The 20,410-nt window shown below is 66.6% G+C and carries 19 protein-coding genes and 1 pseudogene; 9 read left to right on the top strand and 11 right to left on the bottom strand.

Going from position 1 to position 20,410, the window contains the following annotated elements:
• Window positions 1-17 precede the first annotated feature (17 nt).
• Both KR541_RS09550 and KR541_RS09545 read left to right on the top strand, forming a co-directional pair.
• Window positions 18-644, top strand: coding sequence for a DUF47 domain-containing protein (locus tag KR541_RS09550; RefSeq protein WP_006478627.1), 627 nt, complete (start codon window positions 18-20; stop codon window positions 642-644).
• Between the two features lie 10 nt (window positions 645-654).
• Entirely contained in the window at window positions 655-1,665 is a 1,011-nt protein-coding gene (locus KR541_RS09545; RefSeq protein WP_050013240.1) for an inorganic phosphate transporter, read from the top strand.
• 149 nt (window positions 1,666-1,814) lie between these two features.
• Here KR541_RS09545 and KR541_RS09540 read toward each other — a convergent pair whose 3' ends face one another.
• Both KR541_RS09540 and KR541_RS09535 read right to left on the bottom strand, forming a co-directional pair.
• Window positions 1,815-2,912 carry a C40 family peptidase gene (locus KR541_RS09540; protein WP_050013239.1) on the bottom strand — a complete coding sequence of 366 codons (1,098 nt, stop codon included), beginning with the start codon at window positions 2,910-2,912 and terminating at the stop codon, window positions 1,815-1,817.
• Between the two features lie 239 nt (window positions 2,913-3,151).
• On the bottom strand, window positions 3,152-4,954 hold the full coding sequence (locus KR541_RS09535) for a PhoH family protein (RefSeq protein ID WP_050013238.1): 1,803 nt from the start codon (window positions 4,952-4,954) through the stop codon (window positions 3,152-3,154).
• On the opposite strand from KR541_RS09535, the pseudogene KR541_RS36675 reads away from it, so the two are divergent.
• Window positions 4,850-5,091, top strand: a pseudogene (locus tag KR541_RS36675) (hypothetical protein); the annotation flags it as partial. The gene KR541_RS09535 and the pseudogene KR541_RS36675 sit on opposite strands and share 105 nt — an antisense overlap.
• Before the next feature lie 198 nt (window positions 5,092-5,289).
• Here the strand turns inward: KR541_RS36675 and KR541_RS09530 are convergent.
• The 9 genes from KR541_RS09530 to KR541_RS09490 form a co-directional block, all read right to left on the bottom strand.
• The gene (locus tag KR541_RS09530; RefSeq protein WP_050013237.1) at window positions 5,290-5,751 is read right to left on the bottom strand and encodes a peroxiredoxin; all 462 of its coding nucleotides are present in this window, start codon (window positions 5,749-5,751) and stop codon (window positions 5,290-5,292) included.
• Between the two features lie 107 nt (window positions 5,752-5,858).
• Complete coding sequence (locus KR541_RS09525; RefSeq protein ID WP_050013236.1) at window positions 5,859-6,755, bottom strand: polysaccharide deacetylase family protein; 897 nt, start codon at window positions 6,753-6,755, stop codon at window positions 5,859-5,861.
• A gap of 13 nt (window positions 6,756-6,768) precedes the next feature.
• Window positions 6,769-7,824 (bottom strand): bifunctional UDP-4-keto-pentose/UDP-xylose synthase, encoded by a 1,056-nt coding sequence (locus KR541_RS09520; protein ID WP_060733329.1) that lies wholly within the window; start codon window positions 7,822-7,824, stop codon window positions 6,769-6,771.
• Complete coding sequence (locus KR541_RS09515; RefSeq protein ID WP_124554579.1) at window positions 7,821-8,768, bottom strand: formyltransferase; 948 nt, start codon at window positions 8,766-8,768, stop codon at window positions 7,821-7,823. Before KR541_RS09515 ends, KR541_RS09520 begins: the two co-directional genes overlap by 4 nt.
• Window positions 8,765-9,817 carry a glycosyltransferase gene (locus KR541_RS09510; RefSeq protein WP_050013233.1) on the bottom strand — a complete coding sequence of 351 codons (1,053 nt, stop codon included), beginning with the start codon at window positions 9,815-9,817 and terminating at the stop codon, window positions 8,765-8,767. Before KR541_RS09510 ends, KR541_RS09515 begins: the two co-directional genes overlap by 4 nt.
• A gap of 6 nt (window positions 9,818-9,823) precedes the next feature.
• Entirely contained in the window at window positions 9,824-10,975 is a 1,152-nt protein-coding gene (locus KR541_RS09505) for a DegT/DnrJ/EryC1/StrS family aminotransferase (RefSeq protein ID WP_050013232.1), read from the bottom strand.
• A gap of 140 nt (window positions 10,976-11,115) precedes the next feature.
• Window positions 11,116-11,487: an EamA family transporter gene (locus KR541_RS09500; RefSeq protein WP_050013231.1), complete on the bottom strand. Its 372-nt coding sequence runs from the start codon at window positions 11,485-11,487 to the stop codon at window positions 11,116-11,118.
• A gap of 13 nt (window positions 11,488-11,500) precedes the next feature.
• Window positions 11,501-13,177 carry a glycosyltransferase family 39 protein gene (locus KR541_RS09495; RefSeq protein WP_050013230.1) on the bottom strand — a complete coding sequence of 559 codons (1,677 nt, stop codon included), beginning with the start codon at window positions 13,175-13,177 and terminating at the stop codon, window positions 11,501-11,503.
• 124 nt (window positions 13,178-13,301) lie between these two features.
• Window positions 13,302-13,676, bottom strand: coding sequence for an Mth938-like domain-containing protein (locus KR541_RS09490; protein ID WP_012328660.1), 375 nt, complete (start codon window positions 13,674-13,676; stop codon window positions 13,302-13,304).
• Between the two features lie 315 nt (window positions 13,677-13,991).
• Here KR541_RS09490 and KR541_RS09485 point away from each other — a divergent pair, with 315 nt between their 5' ends.
• From KR541_RS09485 to KR541_RS09460, 6 genes are all read left to right on the top strand, one after another.
• The gene (locus KR541_RS09485) at window positions 13,992-15,230 is read left to right on the top strand and encodes a pyridoxal phosphate-dependent aminotransferase (protein WP_050013229.1); all 1,239 of its coding nucleotides are present in this window, start codon (window positions 13,992-13,994) and stop codon (window positions 15,228-15,230) included.
• Window positions 15,231-15,283: 53 nt separating this feature from the next.
• Window positions 15,284-16,612: a homoserine dehydrogenase gene (locus KR541_RS09480; protein ID WP_089488504.1), complete on the top strand. Its 1,329-nt coding sequence runs from the start codon at window positions 15,284-15,286 to the stop codon at window positions 16,610-16,612.
• Between the two features lie 10 nt (window positions 16,613-16,622).
• Complete coding sequence (gene thrC, locus KR541_RS09475; RefSeq protein WP_050013227.1) at window positions 16,623-18,074, top strand: threonine synthase; 1,452 nt, start codon at window positions 16,623-16,625, stop codon at window positions 18,072-18,074.
• A 257-nt stretch (window positions 18,075-18,331) separates the two neighbouring features.
• Window positions 18,332-19,579 carry a molybdopterin molybdotransferase MoeA gene (locus KR541_RS09470; RefSeq protein WP_050013226.1) on the top strand — a complete coding sequence of 416 codons (1,248 nt, stop codon included), beginning with the start codon at window positions 18,332-18,334 and terminating at the stop codon, window positions 19,577-19,579.
• 18 nt (window positions 19,580-19,597) lie between these two features.
• A complete protein-coding gene (moaD, locus tag KR541_RS09465; RefSeq protein WP_050013225.1) occupies window positions 19,598-19,855 on the top strand; it encodes a molybdopterin converting factor subunit 1 in 258 nt (85 codons plus the stop codon).
• A gap of 19 nt (window positions 19,856-19,874) precedes the next feature.
• The gene (locus tag KR541_RS09460; protein WP_050013333.1) at window positions 19,875-20,351 is read left to right on the top strand and encodes a molybdenum cofactor biosynthesis protein MoaE; all 477 of its coding nucleotides are present in this window, start codon (window positions 19,875-19,877) and stop codon (window positions 20,349-20,351) included.
• Window positions 20,352-20,410: the final 59 nt, after the last annotated feature.

Genomic DNA, 20,410 nt, shown 5'->3' with positions numbered 1-20,410 from the left:
AATCTCTCAGGAATCCCATGTTCGGTCGATTCATGCCCACCGAGGGCAAGTTCTTTGAACTCTTCAACGCGCACGCGAAGCACATCGTTTCCGGTGGCCGCGAACTCGAACTGCTGATCGACAATCTCGCCGACGCCGAGATTCACAAGCAAAACGTGCAAATCGCCGAGAAGGCCGCCGACAAGCTCACGCACGAGGCGATCGATCTGCTGCACAAGACCTTCATCACGCCGCTCGATCGCGACGAGATCCACAAGCTGATCACGACGATGGACGACATCCTCGACCTGATGGAGGACGTCGCGACGGCCGTGTCGCTGTACGACGTGCAGTCCGTCACGTCCGAGGCGAGCCAGCTCGCGCACATCGTCACGCAGTCGGCGCAACACGTGCAGCAGGCCGTCGGCTTGCTGTCCGACATGAAGCAGTCTGCACAGATCCTCAAGCAATGCGAGGAAATCGACCGCTGGGAGTCGGAGGCCGACCGCGTGCTGCGCGCGGCGATGTCGAAGCTGTTCCGCGAGGAAGACGACGTGAAGACGCTCATCAAGCTGAAGGCGATCTACGAGCTGCTCGAAGAGATCACCGACAAGTGCGAGGACGTCGCGAACATCATCGAAGGCATCGTGCTGGAAAACGCCTGAGCGGACCACGATGCATTCGATACAACTCGCCCTATGGATGGTCGCGACGCTGGTGCTCGTCGCGCTCGTATTCGACTTCATGAACGGCTTTCACGACGCGGCGAACTCGATCGCCACCGTCGTGTCGACCGGCGTGCTGAAGCCCCAGCAGGCCGTGGTGTTCGCGGCCGCGTTCAACGTGATCGCGTATTTCATCTTCCACCTGAAAGTCGCGCAGACCGTCGGTAAAGGCACGATCGATCCCGAGATCGTCGACCATTACGTCGTGTTCGGCGCGCTGGTCGGTGCGATCGGCTGGAACGTGATTACCTGGTATTACGGGATTCCGTCGAGTTCGTCGCACGCGCTGATCGGCGGCCTCGTCGGCGCGGCGCTCGCGAAGTCCGGCTGGGGTGCGCTGAACGTCGACGGTCTGCTGAAGACGATCGCGTTCATCTTCATTTCGCCGCTGCTCGGGTTCATCCTCGGTTCGCTGTTCATGCTCGGCGTGTCGTGGCTGTATTTCCGTACCGCGCCCAGCAAGGTCGACCGGCGCTTCCGCCGGCTGCAGCTGCTGTCGGCCGGCCTGTACAGCCTGGGCCACGGCGGCAACGACGCGCAGAAGACGATCGGTATCATCTGGATGCTGCTGATCGCGAGCGGCTACGCGTCGGCGACCGCCGATGCGCCGCCGGCGTGGGTGATCGGCGCGTGCTACCTGTCGATGGGTCTCGGCACGCTGTTCGGCGGCTGGCGCATCGTGCGCACGATGGGCCAGAAGATCACGAAACTCAAGCCGGTCGGCGGCTTCTGCGCGGAAAGCGGTGGCGCGATCACGCTGTTCGTCGCGTCGTTCCTCGGCATTCCGGTGTCGACCACGCACACGATTACCGGCGCGATCGTCGGTGTCGGCGCCACGCAGAAGTTGTCGGCCGTGCGCTGGGGCGTCGCCGGCAATATCGTGTGGGCGTGGGTGCTGACGCTGCCGGCAGCCGCGCTGTTTGCGGCCGGCGGGTGGTGGCTCGGGCATCAGATCTTCTGATCGCCGACACGCCCGGATCGACATGAAAAATGCGCCGCAAGCCGAAAGGCTGCGGCGCATTTCTTTTGGGGTGGCCAAAGCGTGCTGCGGCGCGGGTGGGGCGGCCGACAATACCTTCGACGTCACCGCCGCTCGGCAAGAACGAGCGGTCAGTAACTGCCGTTCGCGAATCGCGCGATCGGATCGTCAGCCGTACTCGTGCGCGGACTGACGGGCGCGGATTGCGTCGACGCACGCCATACCTGCACGGGCGCGGGCTCGATATTGCGTGGGGGCGCCGACGCGGCGGCGGGCGGCGGTTCGGCATCGAACGCGGCGGCCTGGGCGGCCGTCAGCGCGGTCGTCGGAATCTGCGTGCCGACTTCCGCCGGCGCGGCCGGTGCGGCGTTGGCCGTCGTCGCGGCCGCATCGTCATTTACCGACGTGGCCTGCTGCCGGGCCACCTGCATCCGCGGTGGCGGCGGCTCGTACGGGTCGGCGGCCTGGGCTGCCGGTGCAACTGCGGCAGCCGTCACGACCGGCGTGCTCGGAACGGTCGGAGCGGGAGCCGGCACCTGCGTCGCTCTCGCTTGCGACGACGCAGTCGCGGGCTGCCGCGACGCGGCGGCAGCCGTCACGACCACCGGCGCGACCGCGACAGCCGGCGGATTGCGCGGCTCGTCGCGCTTGGCCTCGTAGGTCGGCGCATCGAACGGCGTCGGGGCCGAGCGCGGCGGCGCGACGCGGCGAATGCCGTCGAATCGCTTGGCCCAGTACGGGTTCGTCAGATAGTCGAGCCGCACGGTGCCGCCCGTCGACGGCGCATTGACGAAGCGCAGCTTGCCGACATAGATGCCGACGTGCGAATGCGGCCGTCCGGTCGTGTTGAAGAAAATCAGGTCGCCCGGCGCGATCTCGTCGGGCTCGATCGACACGCCGCGACCGCTCATGTCGGCGGTCGTGCGCGGCAGGTTCACGTCGGCCGCGCGGCCGATCACGTAGCGCACGAGCCCGCTGCAGTCGAAGCCGCTCGTCGGCGTGTTGCCGCCCCAGCGATACGGGACGCCGACGAGGCTCATCGCCTGGATCGAGATTTCTTCCTGACCGACGCTGTGGTCGACGAATTTCGGGAAATTGGCGGGCGCCGGGAACGCACGCGGCGTCGTGATCTTCATGCCCGACGCGGAACGCGATGCCGACTGCGGCGGCACGCTGGAGCAGGCCGCAAGCAGGGAGACGACGGCGACGGGAACCCAGATTCGAAGCATGGCAAGGCGGGCGAGCGCGACGCGCTCGCGAATCGTATGACAACAGACAGACCCGATGGTAGACGCTCCGACGGGGCTTAAGCAACCATTCTTGAGAATTTACTTGAAGTTTCGCGCGTAAACTGCATTGTTGCGTGACAAAGCGTTACTTTTCTCTTCGACCCCAAATGAAAACGGCGCCCCAAAAAACGGAGCGCCGCGTGGGCGTCGAAAGCCCGGCCGAGAGGCCGGCCTGCGCGTTACAGAATGTCCGACGCGTAGTCGGCGAGCCGTGAGCGCTCGCCGCGCGCGAGGGTCACGTGGCCGCTGTGGCCCCAGCCCTTGAAGCGGTCGACGACGTAGGTCAGGCCCGAGCTGCCTTCGGTCAGGTAGGGCGTGTCGATCTGCGCGATGTTGCCGAGGCACACGATCTTCGTGCCGGGGCCCGCGCGCGTGACGAGCGTCTTCATCTGCTTCGGCGTCAGGTTCTGCGCCTCGTCGATGATCAGGTACTTGTCGACGAACGTGCGGCCGCGCATGAAGTTCATGCTCTTCACCTTCAGGCGCGAGCGGATCAGCTCCTGCGTCGCCGCACGGCCCCATTCGCCGGCCGCGTCGTCGGTCTTCTGCAGCACCTCGAGGTTGTCGTCGAATGCGCCCATCCACGGCTGCATCTTCTCTTCCTCGGTGCCGGGCAGGAAACCGATGTCCTCGCCGACGGGCACGGTCGCGCGCGTCACGATGATTTCGTTGTAGCGCTTGTCGTCGAGCACCTGCGCGAGGCCGGCCGCGAGCGCGACGAGCGTCTTGCCGGTGCCGGCCTGGCCGAGCAGCGTGACGAAATCGATCTCGGGGTTCATCAGCAGGTTCAGCGCGAAATTCTGCTCGCGATTGCGCGCGGTGATGCCCCACACGTTGTTCTTGTGGTGGCTGTAGTCGCGCAGCGTCTGCAGCAGCGCCGTCTTGCCGTTCAGCTCGCGGACGATCGCATGAAACGTCGGCTCGCCGTTCTGCGGCTCGAGATAGACGAACTCGTTGACGAGCATCGACGCGACGAGCGGGCCCGTCACGCGGTAGTACGTGGTGCCCGTCTTCGTGTCCTGCCAGCTCTCCATGCCCTTCGCATGCTTGGTCCAGAAATCCTGCGGCAGCTCGCGCACGCCGTTGTACAGGAGATCCGAATCCTCGAGCACCTGGTCGTTGAAGTAGTCTTCCGCGGGCAGGCCGAGTGCGTGCGCCTTGATCCGCATGTTGATGTCTTTCGACACCAGCACGACCTGGCGATCGGGCCGGTCGCGCTGCAGCGCGCGCACGACGCCGAGGATCTGGTTGTCGGCCTTGCCTTCGGGCAGGCCTTCGATGGGCGCGATGTCGGCGAGCTTCGTCTGGAAGTACAGGCGGCCGAGCGCGTCGCGGCTGCCGAGGCGCGACAGCGGAATGCCGGCCGAGATCGGGCCGCCGTCGGCGACGAGCGCGTCGAGCGTACGGCTGACCTGGCGGGCGTTACGCGCGACTTCGGACATCCCCTTCTTGTGGTTGTCGAGTTCCTCGAGCGTCATCATCGGCAGATAGACGTCGTGTTCCTCGAAGCGGAAGAGGCTGCTCGGGTCGTGCATCAGCACGTTGGTGTCGAGCACGAACAGCTTCTGCAGTTCGGCTTCGGCGGGCTTGCGGCTGCGCGACTTCGTCGCGGCGCCGGCATCGCGCGCGGGCGCGGCGGCCGGTTTGTCGGCGGCCGGCTTGTCGTTGCGTGCGACGACCGGTGCCGCCGGTTCGGCGGGCGTCTGCAGCGGCTGCAGCAGCGCGGCCGTCTGCCTCGTCTTGCGGCCGCGCGCGGGGGCGCTTGCGGCCTCGGGCGCCGAAGACGCGACGGCGCGCAGCGGCGCGGCCGTGTTCGCGGCTTCGATCATCGGTTGGGCCACGCTGGCCGGACCATAGTCACCGGCTGTGGATGCGTCCCCTTCGGCGGATTTCTTCGCGGCTTTCGCGGGCCGCGCTTTCGCCTTGTATTCGTCGGGCGGCAGCAGGCTGCCGAGCTTGCTGGGGGGAGTAGGCAAAGGCATGGTGTCCCTCGGGAGGAATCGTGTCGCATGGCGTGCGCCGCTGATCGCATCCTGCGTGACGTAGACGCATGCAGTTTGCGCGCGGTGGCGCACAGGAATTTCGTCTAGCCGGTTCGCCTAAGTGTCGATCAGCTCCTCGATGCGGTAAAGGCCGGACCGGGGCGGGCCGGCGCGCGTTCCATAAAAAAAGCCGCTGCCCCGTCGACAGGGACATGCGGCTCGGCTGATGCCGTCGTGATGCGCGTCAGGTGCCGTGAAGCATTGCAACAGGCACCGGCGCAGCTACGAGAAATATGGGGCGAACTGGCATTCATTGCGGCCCAATATAACGCGCCTCAAAGCGCTTGTACAGCCTTTAGCACGTCGTCCACGTGACCCGGTACCTTGATGCCGCGCCATGCCTGTCGGAGCACGCCGTCGGCGTCGATCAGGAACGTCGAGCGCTCGATTCCGCGCACTTCCTTGCCATACATTTTCTTCATCTTGATGACATCGAACAACGCGCACAGCGCTTCGTCGGCATCGGAGATCAGCGGGAACGGCAGTTCGAGCTTGGCCTTGAAATTGTCGTGCGAGCGGAGGCTGTCGCGCGACACGCCGATGACTTCCGCACCGGCTTTCTTGAACTTCGGATAGAGATCGCGGAATTGCAGCCCTTCGGTCGTGCAGCCCGGCGTGTTGTCCTTCGGATAGAAGTACAGCACGAGCTTCTTGCCCTTCAGGCCGGACAGCGAAATGTCGCCGCCCGTGGCCGGTGCGGTGAAATCGGGAACTTGACGGTCAACTTCGACGGACACGTGCTTCTCCTGTTGTTATGGAATGGCGCCGCTGCGGCGGCGCGGTTCGGCGGGGCGTCGCGGCAGCGCGCCGCAAGGGCGGGGCGGCGACGCCGGCTCGCGCGAATTCAGTCGGGCTGGACGACCAGTTCGCCGGAGCGGCCGGGGATTTCGCCCCACGCGACAGGGTACGATGGTAGCGAGTCGCGGTCCAGCGTCGCGTGGTAGTCGCCCATCGTCGCGAACGTATGGCCTTGCGCGCGCCAGCCGGCGAGCAGTTGCTCGAACACCGGCGCGAGCTTCTGGCCTTCCAGCTCCGCATGCAGCGTGAATACCTGGTCGTGCGGATTGGTTTCGGTGAACTTGAGGATGTGCGCGGCGACGTTGTGCGTGTCGATGCCGTCGACGCCGAGCACTTCGTCGAGCGTCGGCAGCGTGGTCGGCATCTGCACGTGCGACAGCGTGCGGCCGCCGACGACGGGCAGGTACGGCGAATGGCCGCGACCGTCGGATGCGTAGCGCATTCCCCATGCGTCGATCTGCTCGAACGCGGCGTCGTTCATCTGCCAGCCGGCCGCGCCGTGCGTGACGGGCGGCGCGCCGAAGATCTCGACGAAGCGCGCGTGACTCTTCTGCATTTCACGGGCGGTCCAGTCGCGATCGCGTGCACGCACGTTGTCCTGCCAGACCACGTGATCCCACGTGTGGATCCCGCATTCGAAGCCGGCCTCGTGAATCGCGCGCATGTCGGCGATCGCGCGACGGCCGATGTCGGGGCCGGGCAGCAGCACGCCGTACATCAGCTGCTTCACGCCGTAGTGTTCGACCACCGACGTGCGCGACACCTTCTTCAGGAAGCCCGGGCGAAACACGCGCCGCAGCGCCCAGCCGGTGTGATCCGGCCCGAGGCTGAAGAGGAAGGTCGCGCGCGCGTTGAAGCGGTCGAAGATGCGCGCAAGGTTCGGCACGCCTTCGCGCGTGCCGCGCAGCGTGTCGACGTCGATCTTGAGGACAATGCGAGCCAAGCGAACGTCCCGGTCAGCCTTGCTGTTCGACGAGCGCGCGCGCGTCGGCGACGTGGCCGCGATACGCTTCGAAGATGTTGCGCAGCGCGTCGTCGAACGTCGCCTGCGGCGCCCAGCCGAGTTCCTGCATCGTGTTGTCGATCTTCGGTACGCGGTTCTGCACGTCCTGGTAGCCGTTGCCGTAGTAGGCGCCGGACGTCGTTTCGACGAGCTTCACCTGCTTGGCCGAATCCGCGTACTCGGGGAATTCCGCGGCCAGTTCGAGCATCTTGTGCGCGAGTTCGCGAACCGAGAAGTTGTTCTTCGGATTCCCGATGTTGTAGATCTTGCCCGACGCGACGCCGCCCTTGTTGTCGATGATCTTCATCAGCGCGCTGATGCCGTCGCCGATGTCGGTGAACGCGCGCTTCTGCGAGCCGCCGTCGACGAGGCTGATGTTCTCGCCGCGCACGATGTGGCCGAGGAACTGCGTGACCACGCGCGAGCTGCCTTCCTTCGGCGTGTAGATCGAGTCGAGGCCCGGGCCGATCCAGTTGAACGGACGGAACAGCGTGAAGTTCAGGCCCTCCATCCCGTAGCCCCAGATCACGCGGTCCATCAGCTGCTTCGAACACGCGTAGATCCAGCGCGGCTTGTTGATCGGGCCGTAGGTGAGCGCCGACGCGTCCGGGTCGAACTGCTCGTCCGAGCACATGCCGTAGACCTCGGAGGTCGACGGGAACACGAGGTGCTTGCCGTACTTGACGGCCGAGCGCACGATCGGCAGGTTCGCCTCGAAGTCGAGCTCGAACACGCGCAGTGGCTGCTGGACGTAGGTCGCCGGCGTCGCGATCGCGACGAGCGGCAGGATCACGTCGCACTTCTTCACGTGATACTCGACCCACTCCTTGTTGATCGTGATGTCGCCTTCGAAGAAATGCATCCGCTCGTGGTTGACGAGGTCGCCCAGCCGGTCGGTCTGCATGTCCATGCCGAACACTTCCCAATCGGTGGTTTCAAGAATGCGCTTCGACAGGTGATGGCCGATGAAGCCGTTCACACCCAGGATCAGGACTTTTTTTGCTTTCATGAATGACGGGAAGAATGAATGAACTGCGCGAATTCCGCGGGCGTCACGACGGTTTCGCTGCCGTCGCGCTGCTGCCAGAGCTCGAGAATGGATAGGGCGCGGCTGTCGCCGCAGACGCCGAATAGCGCATTATCGCTTACGTGCAGGCCGGGCGGCAAATCCGCCGCGGCGGCCGCTGCCGCGCTGCCGGGCGCTGCAAGGCGCGCACGCGCGATCACGAAGCGCGCGCCGTCGACGTCCGTGAACGCGCCCGGATACGGGGGCGCGACCGCGCGCACCAGGTTGTAGACCTGCGCGGCCGGCTTCGACCAGTCGACGCGGCCGTCCTCGGGCTTGCGCCCGCCGTAGTAGCTGCCGGTCGCGAGATCGTTCGGCAGGTGCGGCGCCTCGCCCGCGAGCAGCGCGGGCAGCACGCGCCACAGCGTCTGCTCGGCGGCCACCGTGACCTTGTCGAACACCTGCGCGGCCGTGTCGTCCGGCAGGATCGGTACCGCCGTCTGGCCGATGATCGCGCCCGCGTCGGGCTTCGCGGCCATCTCGTGCAGCGTCGCGCCGGTCTCGGTCTCGCCGTTCAGCACGGCCCAGTTGGTCGGTACCCGACCCCGGTATTTCGGCAGCAGCGAACCATGCATGTTGTACGCGCCGCGCGGTGCGATCGCAAGCAGGTCCACCGGCAGCATGTGCCGGTAGTAGAACGAGAAGATGAAATCGGGCCGCGCGTCGGACACCGCGCGGCGCAGCGCCGGATCGGCGGGGTCGGCCGGCGTGAGCACCGGAATGCCGTGCTCGGCCGCGACGGACGCGACGCTGCCGAACCAGATGTTCTCGTTCGGATTGTCCTCGTGCGTGACGACCAGCGCGACGTCGACGCCGCGCGCGAGCAGCACCTGCAGGCACCGCACGCCGACGTTGTGATACGCGAAGACGACCGCGCGCGGCTTCATTGCGCGGCTCCCGGGCGGTTCGCGGCGGCCGGCACCGGCGGCATGCCGTCGTGCTGCTCGAGCACGGCCTGGATCAGGTAGCGGGGACGCGCGCGCACCTGCTGGTAGATGCGGCCGACGTATTCGCCGAGCAGGCCGAGCGCGAAGATGATCACGCCGAGCAGGAAGAACGTGATCGCGAACAGCGTGAACACGCCTTGCACTTCCGCGCCGACGATGAAGCGGCGCACGAGCAGCAGCACGAACAGCGCGGCGGAGCCGAGCGACAGGATCACGCCGATGAACGACAGCCACTGCAGCGGCACGACCGAGAAGCCCGTCACGAGGTCGAAGTTCAGCCGGATCAGGCTGTACAGCGAATACTTCGATTCGCCCGCGAAGCGTTCCTCGTGCGCGACTTCGATCTCGGTCGGGTTCTGCGCGAACGTGTACGCGAGCGCGGGGATGAACGTGTTGACTTCGCCGCACACGTTGATCGTGTCGATGATGCGGCGGCTGTACGCGCGCAGCATGCAGCCCTGGTCGGTCATCTTGATGCGCGTGATGCGCTCGCGCAGCCGGTTCATCATCTGCGACGCCTTGCGCCGCCACAGGCTGTCCTGGCGCTGCTTGCGGATCGAGCCGACGTAGTCGTAGCCCTCGCGCATCTTCGCGATCAGCTTGCCGATTTCCTCGGGCGGGTTCTGCAGGTCGGCGTCGAGCGTGATGACGATCTCGCCGCGCGACTGCGCGAAGCCCGCGAGGATCGCCATGTGCTGGCCGTAGTTGCCGTTGAGCAGCACGACGCGCGTCGTGTCGGGCCGGACGTGGAACTGATCGGCGAGCATCGCGGCCGAGCGGTCGCGGCTGCCGTCGTTGATCAGGATCACTTCGTACGACGCGTCGAGTGCGTCGAGCGCCGGATACAGGCGCGCGAACAGCGCGGCGAGGCCGTCTTCCTCGTTGTATACGGGGATGATGACCGATACTTCGGGCCGGTCGGTGTCCAGATGCGCGGCGCCCGGGTGCCCGGCGCCCGAATGCCCGGCGCGTGCTTCAAGGTGACTCATGTACGCTTATTTTCCGTATTGTTCGCAAATCTGATTGACGGCGTCGGCCACGCGACGCACGTCGCCTTCCGTCATCTGCGTAAACAGCGGCAGCGTGACGGTCGACGCGCCGTACCGTTCGGCGTGGGGGAACATGCCCTCCTTGAAACCGCGCGCACGGTACAGCGTGAAAAGATGGATCGCCGGGTAGTGGATGCCGGTGCCGATCCCGCGTTCCTTCATCTGCGCCATGAATTCGGCGCGCGTGATCGTCAGCCGCTCGAGCGGCAGCGTGACCAGGAACATGTGCCAGTTGCCGTTCTCGAATTCGGCGACCGGCAGGCCGAGGCCCAGCTTCACGGCCGCGCCGCCGTCGAACGCGGCGAAATACGCGCGGGCGAGCGCGCGGCGCTGCGCGGTGAAGCGCTCGATGTGCGGCAGCTGGCCGAGGCCGACGCGCGCGGCGACGTCGGTCAGGTTGTACTTGCCGCCGAGCACGTCGCAGTCCATCCCGTCGAAGCCGGTGCGCGTGATGCCCTGCAGCCGGTACTTCTGCGCGAGCACGGCTTCGTCCTCGTCGTTCAGCACGAGCGCGCCGCCTTCGATCGTCGTCAGGTTCTTGTTCGCGTGGAAGCTGAACGACACGATGTCGCCGATCGCGCCGATGCGCTTGCCGTGCCACGTCGAGCCGAACGCCTGCGCGGCATCCTCGATCACGCGCAGTTTGTGCGCGCGGGCGATCGCGTACAGGCGGTCCAGGTCGACCGGCAGGCCGGACAGGAACACGGGGATGATCGCCTTCGTGCGCGGCGTGATCGCCTGCTCGAGCTTGTCGAGGTCGATGTTGCGCGTGACGGGATCGATGTCCGCGAACACGGGCGTCGCGCCGGTTTCGATGATCACGTTGCTGGTCGAGACCCACGACGCCGGCGTCGTGATCACCTCGTCACCGGGGCCGACGCCCGCGATGCGCAGGCCGATCTCGAGCGTGCAGGTGCCCGAATTGAATGCGCGGACCGGACGGCCGCCGCAGTACTCGGACAGCGCGGCTTCGAATTTCTGGCACTGCGGGCCGGTCGTGATCCAGCCCGAGCGGAGCACGTCGACGACGCCCTGGATGGTTTCCTCATCGATCTCGGGGCGGGTGAACGGCAGAAACGGAGCGGTAGTCTGGCTCATGAACGCGTTGGGCCTGTAATGGCGTGTAATAAAAGGGTCGGGCGATCCGTCCGAAACCGGCATTAAACACCGGTTGGCCGATTCGCACCGTGATTTTTTGTAGGCGGACGCTTAACGAACGCCGGGGCCGCGGGCCGCGCTCAACTGCGCGCGAGCACGAGCACGCCGATCAGGATGATGCCGATGCCGACGAACTTCTGGATCGACAGCACCTCGCCGAACAGGTACCACGCCGCGAACGCGTTGACGACGTAGCCGAGCGACAGCATCGGGTACGCGATCGACACGTCGACCCGCGACAGCCCGACGATCCACACGACGACGCTCAGCACGTAGCAGCCGAGCCCGCCAATGATCGGCAACTGGGTAGCGATCTTGAACCCGACCGGGATGATGTTCGCACGGCTGAATTCGAAGTGTCCAACGGCGTTGACGCCGGCTTTCAGCAGAAGTTGCGCACAGGCGTTGAGCATCACGCCGGTGATGATGCAGACGAACGAAACGGGATTCATGCGAAGGACGTCCTTACGATTTCGGTTTCTCGACGATCACGCGGCGGTTGTCGCGCGCGACCACGCGCATCGGCACGCCTTCCTTGGCCAGCGCGTCGTACTGGCCGGGCGGCATGATCGCGAGCGCATGGGTGTCCTGCTTCCAGCGCGTGACCCATTCGCCGACGGTCGGGATCCACTTGTTCGGCTCGACCGAGATCCCGAACGCGAGCTCGTCCTGGCGCTGGACCATGATCGTCGTGTGGCCCATGTAGAACGGGAACGTGTGATCGAGCATTTCGATCGAGTAGAACGGCGTGTCGGGCGGCAGCTTCGCCAGTTCGGCGCGCACGGCCGGCGCGAGCAGCGCGCCCGAGCTGTAGCGGCCGAACTCGTCGTGCCCGGTGCCGCCGATCGTGCCGAACGCGAGCCATGCGGCGCCGAACGCGGCGAGCGCGGCGGCTACGCCCGCGCGGCGGTTCAGCCACGCGGCCGCGAGCGTCAGCGCGGCCGAGACCGCGAGACCGGCGTACAGCCACATCTGGAACGCGCGGTACAGCGCGTTCGGCGTGCGGGCGTCGCCCTGGTACGCGAGGAAGATGATCCCGAACGCCGCGGCGACGAAGAACACGAGATAGCCGAGCAGGTGGCGGCGGAAGCGCTCGGCCGTCATTAGCGGCAGGTACGCGCCGATGATCAGCGCGAGCGCCGGCGCGACCGGCAGCACGTACGAGATCAGCTTCGAATGCGACGCGCTGAAGAACAGGAAGATGAACGCGCTCCAGATCAGCAGCACGAGCATCGGCGAGAAGCCGTTCGGCTGGCGCGGCATGCGCAGCGCATGGCGGATGCTCTGCCACGCGACCGACAGCCACGGCAGGAAGCCGACCAGCAGCACCGGCACGAAGTAGTACAGCGGGCCCGGGCGGTTCTGTTCCGGGGTCAGGTACCGGCGGAACTGCTGGACGACGAAGAAGAAGTTGAAGAATTCGGGGTTGCGCTGCTGGACGAGCACGAACCACGGCGTGACGATCGCGAAGAAGATCACGAGGCCGCTGACCAGATACAGGCGCTTCCACAGCGCCCAGTCGCGCGCGATCGCCGTATACAGCACGAGCACGGCGCCCGGCAGGATCAGCCCGACGAGGCCCTTGGACAGCACCGCGAACGCCATCGCGGCCCAGCACGCCCACATCCAGCCGCGCACCGCGGCCGGGCGCAGCCCGGGCCGCTGCGCGAGCAGCAGCGAGCACAGCGACAGCGCCATCCAGAACGCGAGCCCCATGTCGAGCGCGTTGAAGTGACCCATCAGGTTCCAGTAAGGCGCGCTGGCCAGCACGACGGCCGCGAGGAAGCCCGACAGCGGGTTGAACAGGCGCGCGCCGGTGTAGCCGACGAGCAGTACGCCGGCGAAGCTCGCGACGGCGGTATACAGGCGCGCCTGCCATTCGCCGATGCCGAACCATGCGAACGTCAGCGCGTTCAGCCAGGTTTGCAGCGGCGGCTTCTCGAAGTACTTGTAGCCGTTGTAGCGCGGCGTGATCCAGTCGCCGGTGACGAACATCTCGCGCGCCATTTCCGCATAGCGGCCTTCGTCGCTCGGGATCAGGTGGCGCAGCCCGAGCGGCGCGAACCAGACGATCGCGAACGCGACGAGCAGGAGGACGAGCGTGATGCGATTGAGCGGTAGCCTCGACGGCGTATCGTTCATGGGTTTTCAGCCTGTTGGTTATTGTGACGGGCCGCCGGCGGGTTGCGCCGGGGGCGGGCGGCCTGGCCGGGCCGATCCGGGGGATCGACCCGCTGCGCCGGCCCGAGTTTTACCGCAACCGGGATTAACGTTCAATTAAGAGCGCGGCGGCGACTTTGCGGCCTTCGGCCATCAGGATGTTGTAGGTGCGGCAGGCGGCCTGGAAATCCATCGTCTCGACGCCGATCCGCTTCGCGGTGAGCGCCGCGACGAGCCGCGGGTGCGGGAAGCGCAGCCGCGCGCCGCTGCCGAAGATCACGAGTTCGGGCGTCGGATCGAGCAGCATCGCGAAATGCTCGGGCGCGAGCGCGTCGAACGACGACACGGGCCAGGCCTGGACCGGCGCGCCGGGCAGCACGATGACGCTCGTTTCATGGCGTTCGAGATTGACGTCGACATAATCGGGGCCGTAGCCGGTGACGGTGTTGAGCGCGCCGCTCGTGTCCTGGTGCAGTTTCAAATCGGTATTCCGCGGTTCCGTAGGGGAATGGGTTGGCCGGGCCGCAAGGGCCCGGCAGGCCGGTTTCGCGCGCCCGGCCACGCGCGGACGCCCGACGGCGCGGGCCCGGCGCGGCTATGGTGCATTGCGAAAGTCGGCCAAAATCCGCTAAATTATAACTTTTTGGTCGCCCGCGGGCGCCACTTGCGTCGTGCGTCGCCACAAGCCGCGTCCGGCCGCCGCTTTTTCCCAGTCTAGACAGCGCGCACAGACCGGCCGCTTTCCAGTTTTGATCCCGTCCCCCGGCCGCAAGGCCAACCCAGGAACCGTGTCGTCGTGAAACCGATTCAGAAGTCGAACAAGCTGCTCAACGTCTGCTACGACATCCGTGGCCCGGTGCTCGAGCACGCGAAGCGCCTCGAGGAAGAAGGCCACCGCATCATCAAGCTGAACATCGGCAACCTCGCGCCGTTCGGTTTCGACGCGCCGGACGAAATCATCCAGGACATGATCCGCAACCTGCCGGCGTCGTCCGGCTATTCGGATTCGAAGGGCGTGTTCTCGGCGCGCAAGGCCGTGATGCACTACACGCAGGAAAAGGGCGTCGTCGGCGTCGGTCTCGACGACATCTACATCGGCAACGGCGCGTCCGAGCTGATCGTGATGGCGACCCAGGCGCTCCTGAACGACGGCGACGAAGTGCTGCTGCCCGCGCCCGACTACCCGCTGTGGACGGCGGCCGTGAGCCTGTCGGGCGGCACGCCCGTGCACTACGTGTGCGACGAGCAGAACGCGTGGATGCCCGATCTCGACGACATCCGCAGCAAGATCACGCCGAACACGAAGGCGATCGTCGTGATCAACCCGAACAACCCGACCGGCGCGCTTTATTCCGACGAATTGCTGCTCGAGCTGCTCGCGATCGCGCGCCAGCACGGGCTGATCGTGTTCGCGGACGAGGTCTACGACAAGATCGTCTACGACGGCCTCGAGCACACGGCGCTCGGCGCGCTGTCGGAGGACGTGATCACCGTCACGTTCAACAGTTTGTCGAAGAGCTATCGGTCGTGCGGCTATCGCGCGGGCTGGATGGCCGTGTCGGGCCTCGGCGGCGACAACCGCCGGCGCGCGAAGGATTACCTCGAAGGGCTCGGCATCCTGTCGTCGATGCGCCTGTGCGCGAACGTGCCCGGCCAGTTCGCGATCCAGACGGCGCTCGGCGGCTACCAGAGCATCAACGAGCTGATCGTGCCGAGCGGGCGCCTGTACAAGCAGCGCGAACTCGCGTATGACATGCTGACGTCGATCCCGGGCGTGACCTGCGTGAAGCCGCAGGCCGCGCTGTACATGTTTCCGCGCCTCGACCCGAAGCTCTACCCGATCCAGAACGACCAGCAGTTCATCCTCGACCTGTTGCTCGAGGAGCGCGTGCTGCTGGTGCAGGGCACGGGTTTCAACTGGGCGACGCCGGACCATTTCCGCGTGGTCTTCCTGCCGAACCTCGACGACCTGACCGATTCGATCAACCGGATCGCACGCTTCCTCGACGGCTACCGCAAGCGCCATTCGGTCTGAGCGGGCAGCGTCTCACGGAACTCACTACTTCTTACTCATCGATCACACGCAGCATGGAACCGATCAAAGTTGGCCTGTTGGGCTTCGGCACCGTCGGCAGCGGCACCTTCACGGTGTTGCACCGCAACCAGGAAGAAATCAAACGACGCGCGGGGCGCGGCATCGAGGTCGCGCGCATTGCCGTGCGCAACCCGGCCAAGGCTCAGGCGGCGCTCGGCGCCCACGCCGGCACCGCGCAGATCACCGACGACTTCAACGCGGTCGTCGACGATCCGTCGATTTCGATCATCGCCGAGATGATCGGCGGCACGGGCATCGCGCGCGAGCTCGTGCTGCGCGCGATCGCGAACGGCAAGCACGTCGTGACGGCAAACAAGGCGCTGCTCGCGGTGCACGGCACCGAGATCTTCGAAGCCGCGCGCGAGAAGGGCGTGATGGTCGCGTTCGAGGCGGCCGTCGCCGGCGGCATCCCGATCATCAAGGCGCTGCGCGAAGGCCTGACCGCGAACCGCATCCAGTACATCGCCGGCATCATCAACGGCACGACGAACTACATCCTGTCCGAAATGCGCGACCGCGGGCTCGACTTCGCGACCGCGCTGAAGGCCGCGCAGGCGCTCGGCTACGCGGAAGCCGATCCGACCTTCGACATCGAGGGCGTCGACGCCGCGCACAAGGCGACGATCATGAGCGCGATCGCGTTCGGCGTGCCGGTGCAGTTCGACCGCGCGTATGTCGAAGGCATCAGCAAGCTCGACGCGACCGACATCCGCTACGCGGAAGAGCTCGGTTACCGGATCAAGCTGCTCGGCATCGCGCGCCGCGCCGCAAACGGCATCGAGCTGCGTGTGCACCCGACGCTGATCCCGGAAAAGCGCTTGCTCGCGAACGTCGAGGGTGCGATGAACGCGGTCGTCGTGCACGGCGACGCAGTCGGCACGACGCTGTACTACGGCAAGGGCGCGGGCGCGGAGCCGACCGCTTCGGCCGTCGTCGCGGATCTCGTCGACGTCACGCGCCTGCATACGGCCGATCCCGAGCATCGTGTGCCGCACCTCGCGTTCCAGCCGGACAGCCTGTCGAACACGCCGATTCTGCCGATCGAGGAAGTGACGAGCGGCTACTACCTGCGCCTGCGCGTCGCCGATCAGACCGGCGTGCTCGCCGCGATCACGCGCATCCTCGCCGAATCGGGCATCTCGATCGACGCGCTGCTGCAGAAGGAATCGGAGCAGATCGACGGCGCGAACGGCGAAACCGACATCATCCTGATCACGCACGAGACGGTCGAGAAGAACGTCAACGCGGCGATCGCGCAAATCGAGAGCCTCGCGACCGTCGTGTCGAAGGTGACGAAGCTGCGCATGGAAGCGCTGAACTGAGGCTGACGACATGAACTACATCTCCACGCGCGGCGCCGGCATCGGCGAGCGCCATACGTTCTCCGACATCCTGCTCGGCGGTCTCGCGAAGGACGGCGGGCTCTACCTGCCGGCCGAGTATCCGAAGGTGTCCGCCGACGAGCTCGCGCGCTGGCGCACGCTGCCGTACGCGGATCTCGCGTTCGAGATCCTGTCGAAGTTCTGCGACGACGTGCCGGCCGACGACGTGCGCGCGATCACGCGCCGCACGTACACGGCTGCCGTGTACAGCAACACGCGCCACGGCGAGAACGCATCCGACATCACGCCGCTGAAGACGCTCGGCACCGAGCACGGCACGGCGCTGTCGCTGCTCGAACTGTCGAACGGCCCGACGCTCGCGTTCAAGGACATGGCGATGCAGCTGCTCGGCAACCTGTTCGAGTACACGCTCGCGAAGCACGGCGAAGCGCTGAACATCCTCGGCGCGACGTCGGGCGATACCGGCAGCGCGGCCGAATACGCGATGCGCGGCAAGGCCGGCGTGCGCGTGTTCATGCTGTCGCCGCACAAGAAGATGAGCGCGTTCCAGACCGCGCAGATGTTCAGCCTGCAGGATCCGAACATCTTCAACCTCGCGGTCGAAGGCGTGTTCGACGACTGCCAGGACATCGTGAAGGCCGTATCGAACGATCACGCATTCAAGGCGCAGCAGAAGATCGGCACCGTCAACTCGATCAACTGGGCGCGCGTCGTCGCGCAGGTCGTGTACTACTTCAAGGGCTATTTCGCGGCGACGCAGTCGAACGACGAGCGCGTGTCGTTCACGGTGCCGTCGGGCAACTTCGGCAACGTCTGCGCGGGCCACATCGCGCGGATGATGGGGCTGCCGATCGCGAAGCTGGTGGTCGCGACCAACGAGAACGACGTGCTCGACGAGTTCTTCCGCACCGGCGCATACCGCGTGCGCAGCGCCGAGCACACCTATCACACGAGCAGCCCGAGCATGGACATCTCGAAGGCCTCGAACTTCGAGCGCTTCGTGTTCGACCTGCTCGGCCGCGATCCGGCCCGCGTGATGCAATTGTTCCGCGACGTCGAGGAGAAGGGCGGCTTCGATCTCGCGGCCAGCGGCGATTTCGCGCGCGTCGCCGAATTCGGTTTCGTGTCGGGCCGCAGCAGCCACGCCGACCGCATCGCGACGATCCGCGACGTGTTCTCGCGCTACGACACGATGATCGATACGCATACGGCCGACGGCGTGAAGGTCGCGCGCGAGCATCTGGAGGCCGGCGTGCCGATGGTCGTGCTCGAGACGGCGCAGCCGATCAAGTTCGGCGAGACGATCCGCGAAGCGCTCGATCGCGAAGCCGAGCGGCCGGCCGCATTCGACGGGCTCGAGGCGCTGCCGCAGCGCTTCGAGGTCGTGAAGGCCGACGCGCAGCAGGTGAAGGACTTCATCGCCGCCCATACGGGCGCATGATGTGCCGCCGGGCGCGAGCCCGGCGTGCAGGCAGGACGGCCGGAATGCCGATTCGTCGAATGGATCGGGGTTCCGGCCGTTTCGTTTGGCCCGCGGGTTGGGTACGCGGACATCGCATGTGGCGCGAAATGCGCGAAACAAGTGTCAGACCTGCGGGTTCGCGCCGATCACAGTCTTCGCATGTTCGCCATATCGCGCGTGCGTACGGCGGCGTCGCTACAATGACGTATTGATTCCAACGATCCCCGATTCCATCGATGTCGAACCCGAATCCCGCGGCGCCGCGCGCGCCGATGCTGTCGACCGCCGAGGCGCTCGCCGCGCTGCTCGATGCCGCGAAGCCGCTGCCCGGCGCCGAAACCGTCGCCACGCTCGACGCGCTCGGCCGCGTGCTGGCGGCCGACGTCAGCTCGCCGCTCGACGTGCCGCCGATGCATACGAGCGCGATGGACGGCTATGCGGTGCGCGTCGCCGACCTGCTGCACGGCGATCGGCGCTTGCCGGTGTCGCAGCGCATTCCGGCCGGGTATCCGGCCGCGCCGCTCGCGGCCGGCACGGCCGCGCGGATCTTCACCGGTGCGACGGTGCCGCCCGGCGCCGACGCCGTCGTGATGCAGGAGCAGACGTCGGCCGACGGCGACGCGGTCGAGATCCTCCACACGCCGAAGGCCGGCGAATGGATCACCGCGCAGGGCGCGGACATTCGTCAGGGTTCGGTGATCCTGTCGGCCGGCACGCGGCTCACGCCGCAGGCGCTCGGCCTCGCCGCATCGGTCGGCTGCGCGCAACTGTCGGTCGCGCGGCGGATTCGCGTGGCGGTGTTCTTCACCGGCGACGAACTGACGATGCCCGGCGAGCCGCTGAAGCCCGGCGCGATCTACAACTCGAATCGCTTCACGCTGCGCGGGCTGCTCGAGCGGCTCGGCTGCCACGTGACCGACTACGGAATCGTGCCCGACTCGCTGGCCGCGACGCGCGACACGCTGCGCGAGGCCGCCCGCGATCACGACGTGATCCTGACGAGCGGCGGCGTGTCGGTCGGCGACGAGGACCACGTGAAGCCGGCCGTCGAGGCCGAAGGGCGGCTCGCGCTGTGGCAGATCGCGATGAAGCCCGGCAAGCCGCTCGCGTACGGCGCGGTGCGCCGTGGCGACGCGCGCGCCGACGCGCACTTCATCGGACTGCCCGGCAACCCCGTCTCGAGCTTCGTCACGTTCCTGCTGTTCGTGCGGCCGTTCCTGCTGCGCCTGTCCGGCGTGCGCGACGTCGCGCCGCGCGCGTTGTCGCTGCGTGCCGATTTTTCGCAGAGCAAGGGCGACCGGCGCAACGAATTCCTGCGTGCGCGCGTCAATGCGGCCGGCGGCCTCGACCTGTTCCCGAACCAGAGCTCGGCCGTGCTCACGTCGACGGTCTGGGGCGACGGCCTGATCGACAATCCGCCGCAGCACGCGATCAGCGCGGGCGAGACCGTGCGTTTCATTCCGTTTTCCGAATTGCTGTCGTAACGCGGCGGCTTCCGAACCATGAAGATTCAGCTTAAATTTTTTGCAAGCGTGCGTGAAGCATTGGGCGTGGCCGACGAAGAAGCCGACGTGCCGGACAGCGTGACGACCGTCGGCGACGTGCGTGCGTGGCTGCGCGTGCGCGGCGGCGCGTGGGCCGACACGCTCGCCGAAGGGCGCGCGTTGCGCATGGCCTGCAACCACGAGATGACCGATCCCGACACGCGGCTCACCGAAGGCTGCGAGGTCGCGTTCTTCCCGCCGGTGACGGGCGGCTGAGCTTTGCATGGGACCGGTGATGGCAACGATACGAATCCAGACCGACGATTTCGACCTGAACGCCGAAGTGGCGGCATTGCGCGCGCGCAACCCGAAGATCGGCGCGCTCGCGTGCTTCGTCGGCACGGTGCGCGACCTGAACGAAGGCGATGCGGTCGCCGCGCTGGAGCTCGAGCACTATCCGGGCATGACCGAGAAGGCGCTCGAGAAGATCGCGGCGGAGGCCGGCCGGCGCTGGCCGGGCATCGACGTCGCGATTGTGCATCGCGTCGGCAGGCTGCTGCCGCTCGACCAGATCGTGATGGTCGCGACGGTCGCGTCGCACCGCGGCGATGCGTTCGCGTCATGCGAGTTCGTGATGGACTATCTGAAGACCGAAGCGCCGTTCTGGAAGAAGGAAACGACGCCGGACGGCGAGCGTTGGGTCGATGCGCGCAGTACCGACGACGCGGCGCTCGCGCGCTGGGGCGTCGAGTCGGGCAATACGCGGCGCTGAGTGCGGCGCGCGGACGATGCGGCGACGTACCGCAGGTGCGGCGTCGTCGCGCGTGACGG

The sequence above is a fragment of the Burkholderia sola genome (assembly GCF_905400185.1).
GTDB lineage: Bacteria > Pseudomonadota > Gammaproteobacteria > Burkholderiales > Burkholderiaceae > Burkholderia > Burkholderia sola.
Note: the sequence above shows the minus strand (reverse complement) of the source record. Positions and strands in the feature narration are given on the sequence as shown.

What these genes read in the sequence shown, in the direction of transcription:
- KR541_RS09550 (WP_006478627.1), top strand. Translation starts at nt 18, where the DNA reads ATGTTCGGTCGATTCATGCCCACCGAGGGCAAGTTCTTTGAACTCTTC.
- KR541_RS09545 (WP_050013240.1), top strand. Translation starts at nt 655, where the DNA reads ATGCATTCGATACAACTCGCCCTATGGATGGTCGCGACGCTGGTGCTC.
- KR541_RS09540 (WP_050013239.1), bottom strand. Translation starts at nt 2,912, where the DNA reads ATGCTTCGAATCTGGGTTCCCGTCGCCGTCGTCTCCCTGCTTGCGGCC.
- KR541_RS09535 (WP_050013238.1), bottom strand. Translation starts at nt 4,954, where the DNA reads ATGCCTTTGCCTACTCCCCCCAGCAAGCTCGGCAGCCTGCTGCCGCCC.
- KR541_RS09520 (WP_060733329.1), bottom strand. Translation starts at nt 7,824, where the DNA reads ATGAAAGCAAAAAAAGTCCTGATCCTGGGTGTGAACGGCTTCATCGGC.
- KR541_RS09515 (WP_124554579.1), bottom strand. Translation starts at nt 8,768, where the DNA reads ATGAAGCCGCGCGCGGTCGTCTTCGCGTATCACAACGTCGGCGTGCGG.
- KR541_RS09510 (WP_050013233.1), bottom strand. Translation starts at nt 9,817, where the DNA reads ATGAGTCACCTTGAAGCACGCGCCGGGCATTCGGGCGCCGGGCACCCG.
- KR541_RS09505 (WP_050013232.1), bottom strand. Translation starts at nt 10,975, where the DNA reads ATGAGCCAGACTACCGCTCCGTTTCTGCCGTTCACCCGCCCCGAGATC.
- KR541_RS09500 (WP_050013231.1), bottom strand. Translation starts at nt 11,487, where the DNA reads ATGAATCCCGTTTCGTTCGTCTGCATCATCACCGGCGTGATGCTCAAC.
- KR541_RS09495 (WP_050013230.1), bottom strand. Translation starts at nt 13,177, where the DNA reads ATGAACGATACGCCGTCGAGGCTACCGCTCAATCGCATCACGCTCGTC.
- KR541_RS09480 (WP_089488504.1), top strand. Translation starts at nt 15,284, where the DNA reads ATGGAACCGATCAAAGTTGGCCTGTTGGGCTTCGGCACCGTCGGCAGC.
- thrC (WP_050013227.1), top strand. Translation starts at nt 16,623, where the DNA reads ATGAACTACATCTCCACGCGCGGCGCCGGCATCGGCGAGCGCCATACG.
- KR541_RS09470 (WP_050013226.1), top strand. Translation starts at nt 18,332, where the DNA reads ATGTCGAACCCGAATCCCGCGGCGCCGCGCGCGCCGATGCTGTCGACC.
- moaD (WP_050013225.1), top strand. Translation starts at nt 19,598, where the DNA reads ATGAAGATTCAGCTTAAATTTTTTGCAAGCGTGCGTGAAGCATTGGGC.
- KR541_RS09460 (WP_050013333.1), top strand. Translation starts at nt 19,875, where the DNA reads ATGGCAACGATACGAATCCAGACCGACGATTTCGACCTGAACGCCGAA.